This window comes from Streptomyces sp. CC53, assembly GCF_001865245.1.
Classification (GTDB): domain Bacteria; phylum Actinomycetota; class Actinomycetes; order Streptomycetales; family Streptomycetaceae; genus Streptomyces.
The window spans coordinates 1-4,037 of sequence record NZ_MKXB01000009.1 but is presented as its reverse complement, the minus strand read 5'-3'; the positions used below and the strand labels follow the sequence as shown (position 1 = coordinate 4,037).

Below are 4,037 nucleotides of genomic sequence, written 5' to 3'. Positions count from 1 at the left end.
CCTTCTAAGCGCTTGGCCGCAGGTTCGAGTCCTGCCTGGGGCGCTCACCCCACTTGACCAGCGGAAACGCTGGTCATCTTCATTTGCGGGCGGAAGCGCAGCGCAAGTTGGCCAAGCGCCTACCCAACTCCCGGCATCCAGGCGTACCGTTCAGACACACCCCGAGCAGGCGCGCAGCCGACCCGCAGGGGAGAACCGTTCGCATACCCGAATGGGGATCAAGATCATGTCCACCAGCATGGCCCGGCCCGACGAGCCGGCGCGCTACAACCTCGCACCCGACATCTCCTCCTGGATCCGTTCGCTGAGGGCGCGCAACCTGTCCGAGAACACGCAGCGCATCTACCAGCGCGCCGGCGACGGCCTGACCGCGTACCTGCTCGACGCGGAGAAGGGCTACATGCCCGCGGACGAGGCCGGCCGCAAACCTCCGTCCGACCTCGAGGAGATCCACCGCGAGCACATCGAGGCGTACATCGGCGATCTGAAGGATCGCACTTCCCCCGCGAACGCTCACCAGCACTTCCGGAGCCTCAAGACGTTCTTCAACTGGCTCGTGGACGAGGAGGAGATCAGCCGCTCCCCCATGCGCACGATGAAGCCTCCGATCGTGCCGGAGAAGGAGGTGCCGATCATCCCCGACGACGCCTTGAAGAAGCTTCTCGGGGTCTGCAAGGGCACCAGGTACAAGGAGCGTCGCGACACGGCCATCATCATGCTGTTCCTGGACACCGGGGTCCGACTGTCCGAGCTGACCAACCGGAGCGTCAAGCACGTCGACCTGGACCTCATGGTCTTCTACGTCCTGGGCAAGGGCGGCCGGGAGCGGGCTGTCCCGTTCGGACGCACGACGGCCCAGGCGCTCGACCGGTATCTGCGGGCGTTGGCGAAGCACCGCGGCAAGGCCCTGGAAGGCGACGACGCGCTCTGGTGGAGCGTGAAGCGGGGAAGCCGCATGACCATCTGGGGCGTCGGCACGATGATCGAGAACCGCTGCAAAGAGGCGGACATTCCGCATATCCACCCACACCAGTTCCGGCACACGTTCGCACACCTCTGGAAGGTGAACGGGGGCAACGAGGATGACCTGATGCGGATTACGGGTTGGCGGTCCCGGGAGATGCTGTCGCGGTACGCGGCGTCATCGGGGGCGGAGCGGGCGCGGAAGGCGCACCGGAGCCTCAGTCCTGGCGACCGTCTCTGAGACTCGAGGTCAGGCGGTGGTGCGGTGGACGACGTGCACCGCACCGGCCAGGGCACCCTGCTCGCGCAGCATCACGAGGGCGTCCGCCTCCGTGATGTCGTCGGGGTCGTAGGCCATGCGCAGCAGTCGGCCGTATCGGGCGAAGGCCATGACCACTCCGGAGTCAAGGGCGGCCTGCTCGACTCGCACTTCGGCCACGGCCCCCTCAGTGGACACACAGCTCGAGGCTGCTCTACGGGTCGCTGCACATGTGAGATCGGCCATGACCCCTCCCGCTGACGTGCACTTCCTTGGCCATTGGCCAAAGTTTTTGCCATCCAGACGATGACACACCCCCCGCCGGGGTGGCAAGGTTCATAGCCACGAAGCCTGCCGCACCGTGACCTGGAGACGGGGACGACCATGACCGACATGACGACCGGCCAGACCCCCTCGCCCAAGAGGCGCACCGACCTGGAGGATCTCGTCCGCGAGCGCCTGGCGGAACTCGCGATCAGCATCCGCACCCTGGCCGCGCGCACCATCGACACGAACGCCGAGCTCCAGCCCGAAGCGGAGCGCAGGACGGGACCAATGTGGAACCGGGGCACACTTCAGAATCTGTTGAACGGCGTCAAAGCGAAGGCGCCGACACCGGCGGAGCTGCGGGGGCTGGCGGCGGGTCTTGAGCTGCCGTTGCGGGCGGTCCAGGATGCGGCGATCGGGCAATGGTTCGAGCGTGATGTGTTCTACACGTCGGACGCGACCGTGAGGACGATCGTCCATCACGCCGAGGAGCTGAGCGAGGAAGGCAGGCGGAAGGTTCTGGAGATTATCGAGGAGTTCCGCAACCGCTGAGCCGGACTTGATGGGGTGTCAGTAAATTCTCGCCTGTCACCAGATGAAATCAGCCAACTACCTGTGCATGATGGTGCTCCACCTGGGGGGTGGACGAAGGTTCCGGCCGCACGCTGGATCGAACTGGCGTGCCTATTGTGAGCTGCGCCGGAACAGGGAGGAGTGCTTTGTACCAGGTCACCAAAGCGGTCTACCGATTCGCTGAACACGAGGATGAGATCCCCCCGAGGCACGTCGTCACCATCCTCGACACCCCCGGTGTCGCTACCGTCGTCGTGCGCCCCGGCCACGCCCGCCAGCGCCTTCTCGATGCCCTTGCACGCGAGCAGACCGCCATTCTGGAGACGGGAGAATGGATGCGGCAGAGCCCCGGCGACACCGACGACCCCGCACCCACTGTCCACAGCGCCCGGTGGGAGCTCGTGCCGGCCCACAAGCTGCCCGATGGCCGCCTCTGCCTCCCGGTCGAGCGCGACGGGGAGCACGTCTGGCTGATCCGCGATGGGGAAGCCAGCCCCGAGCTTGTCGCCGAGATGACCGAGCGCCTCACCGCCCTCGTCCGCGCCGGCGTGTGGGCCCGCTTCGGATCGGAGGGCTGCGGTGTCTGACCTGATCACCTCGTACTACCGGTTCGCGCAACCCGGTGAGCTCGAGGGCCGCGTTGCGGACATCCGGCCCGGTTCGGAACCCGACAGCGTCGCTGTCGTCGTCGAGCCTGGGCATGCAACGCAGGAGCTGCTGGACGCCCTTGGCGGGGCGCAGGCGCCGATGTTCGCCACGGGTCAGTGGTACCGGCTACCGGACAGCCCTGAGAACCGCACACATCCTCGCCGGATCCTTCGCGCCGGCTGGGAGCTGGATCCGGGCGGGAAGTTGCCCGAGGGCCTGCCGTGCCTGTCCTTCGCACGGCCCAACGAGCAGCAGTGGCTCGTCCACGAGAACCACGCCAGCTTCCTGCTGGCCGCGGACATGACGTGGCTCCTCACGCGCATGGTGCGCAGCGAGGTCTGGATTCAGCGTGGGGCTGGGGAGCTCGGAGATAGCTGAGCGAGGGTGAGCCCCGGCAGCACTCGGCTGCCGGGGCTCTTCGGTGCGGAGGCTCACCTGGGGGGTGAGTGCTGCCGCCGCACCAGCTTGCGGAACGATCAGTTCCGTTTATATGACAACTATCTCCTTGATCGCAAAAGCGACCACTTGGGCACTGACGTGGTGCGGTTCTCGATCAAGCGTGAGGCGGTGCCTGCCCGACTTACGCCCCTGCCCGATTGGGTCATCGACCGCCGCCGACAGCTCGGCCACCGCATCGCCGAGCACCGGCGGGCCGCCGGCCTCTCCCAGGACCAGCTCGCGTCGCGTATCGGCGTCGAGCGGCGCAGCATCCAGCGGTACGAGCGCGGGGAGCGCGACATCGCCTACACGGCCGTGGTTCTCATCGCCGACGCGCTCGACGTCCCCGTCGCGGATCTGGTGCGGTAGGGCCCCGGCCGGCCAGGGGGACGGATACCGGCCGGGGCGGTCTCGGGGGCGCCGGTTACACCGGGGGGCGGCCCGGGGTCGGCTGCGGGGGCGGGCTCGGCAGCGGCGGCCCCGGGGTCGGGGGCGTCTGCGGCGCGCCCGGGCCACGATGCTTGTCCGCGCGCGGCTCGCCGAGCTTGCGGTACGTCACGCCGTAGATGCCCAGCGGCGGGAACAGGTCGACCCGGGGCGGGCTGCCGCTGTCGGCGCAGGCCCGGCACAGCAGGTCGCGGCCGGTCGGGGTCAGACGGAGGTACTGGACCGGCTCGGTCCAGCACGCTTCGCACAGGGCGGTGTCAGTGGGGCGCAGGTCGCCCGGGTGGACGGTCTGGATCATGCTGTGGACTCTCTGTTCATCGACGGTGGTGGGGGTCAACGGTCGGCGGGGCCGGTCGGGTAGGTGTGCGGCCGCACGGTGGGGGGCCGGCAGGTGGGGTGCCGGTAGGCGTCCGGGCGGGCGCCCGACGCGGAGAACCCCGGG

7 protein-coding genes are annotated in these 4,037 nt (G+C 68.3%); 5 read left to right on the top strand and 2 right to left on the bottom strand.

Annotation, left to right across the window (positions count from 1 at the left end):
- Positions 1 to 211 precede the first annotated feature (211 nt).
- Positions 212 to 1,204 carry a tyrosine-type recombinase/integrase gene (locus tag BJP40_RS00720; RefSeq protein ID WP_256220580.1) on the top strand — a complete coding sequence of 331 codons (993 nt, stop codon included), beginning with the start codon at positions 212 to 214 and terminating at the stop codon, positions 1,202 to 1,204.
- 9 nt (positions 1,205 to 1,213) lie between these two features.
- On the opposite strand, the gene BJP40_RS00715 is transcribed toward BJP40_RS00720, so the two are convergent.
- Positions 1,214 to 1,402: a hypothetical protein gene (locus BJP40_RS00715; protein ID WP_071277633.1), complete on the bottom strand. Its 189-nt coding sequence runs from the start codon at positions 1,400 to 1,402 to the stop codon at positions 1,214 to 1,216.
- Between the two features lie 204 nt (positions 1,403 to 1,606).
- Between BJP40_RS00715 and BJP40_RS00710 the strand changes: the two genes are divergently transcribed.
- The 4 genes from BJP40_RS00710 (at position 1,607) to BJP40_RS00695 (ending at position 3,517) form a co-directional block, all read left to right on the top strand.
- A complete protein-coding gene (locus BJP40_RS00710; RefSeq protein WP_079170822.1) occupies positions 1,607 to 2,041 on the top strand; it encodes a hypothetical protein in 435 nt (144 codons plus the stop codon).
- A gap of 167 nt (positions 2,042 to 2,208) precedes the next feature.
- Positions 2,209 to 2,649, top strand: a complete 441-nt coding sequence (locus BJP40_RS00705) for a hypothetical protein (RefSeq protein ID WP_071277631.1) — start codon at positions 2,209 to 2,211, stop codon at positions 2,647 to 2,649.
- On the top strand, positions 2,642 to 3,088 hold the full coding sequence (locus BJP40_RS00700) for a hypothetical protein (protein ID WP_071277630.1): 447 nt from the start codon (positions 2,642 to 2,644) through the stop codon (positions 3,086 to 3,088). The genes BJP40_RS00705 and BJP40_RS00700 overlap by 8 nt, the downstream gene beginning before the upstream one ends.
- Before the next feature lie 147 nt (positions 3,089 to 3,235).
- Positions 3,236 to 3,517 (top strand): helix-turn-helix domain-containing protein, encoded by a 282-nt coding sequence (locus BJP40_RS00695; protein ID WP_256220579.1) that lies wholly within the window; start codon positions 3,236 to 3,238, stop codon positions 3,515 to 3,517.
- Between the two features lie 55 nt (positions 3,518 to 3,572).
- On the opposite strand, the gene BJP40_RS00690 is transcribed toward BJP40_RS00695, so the two are convergent.
- Complete coding sequence (locus tag BJP40_RS00690; protein WP_071277628.1) at positions 3,573 to 3,893, bottom strand: hypothetical protein; 321 nt, start codon at positions 3,891 to 3,893, stop codon at positions 3,573 to 3,575.
- Between the last annotated feature and the right edge of the window lie 144 nt (positions 3,894 to 4,037).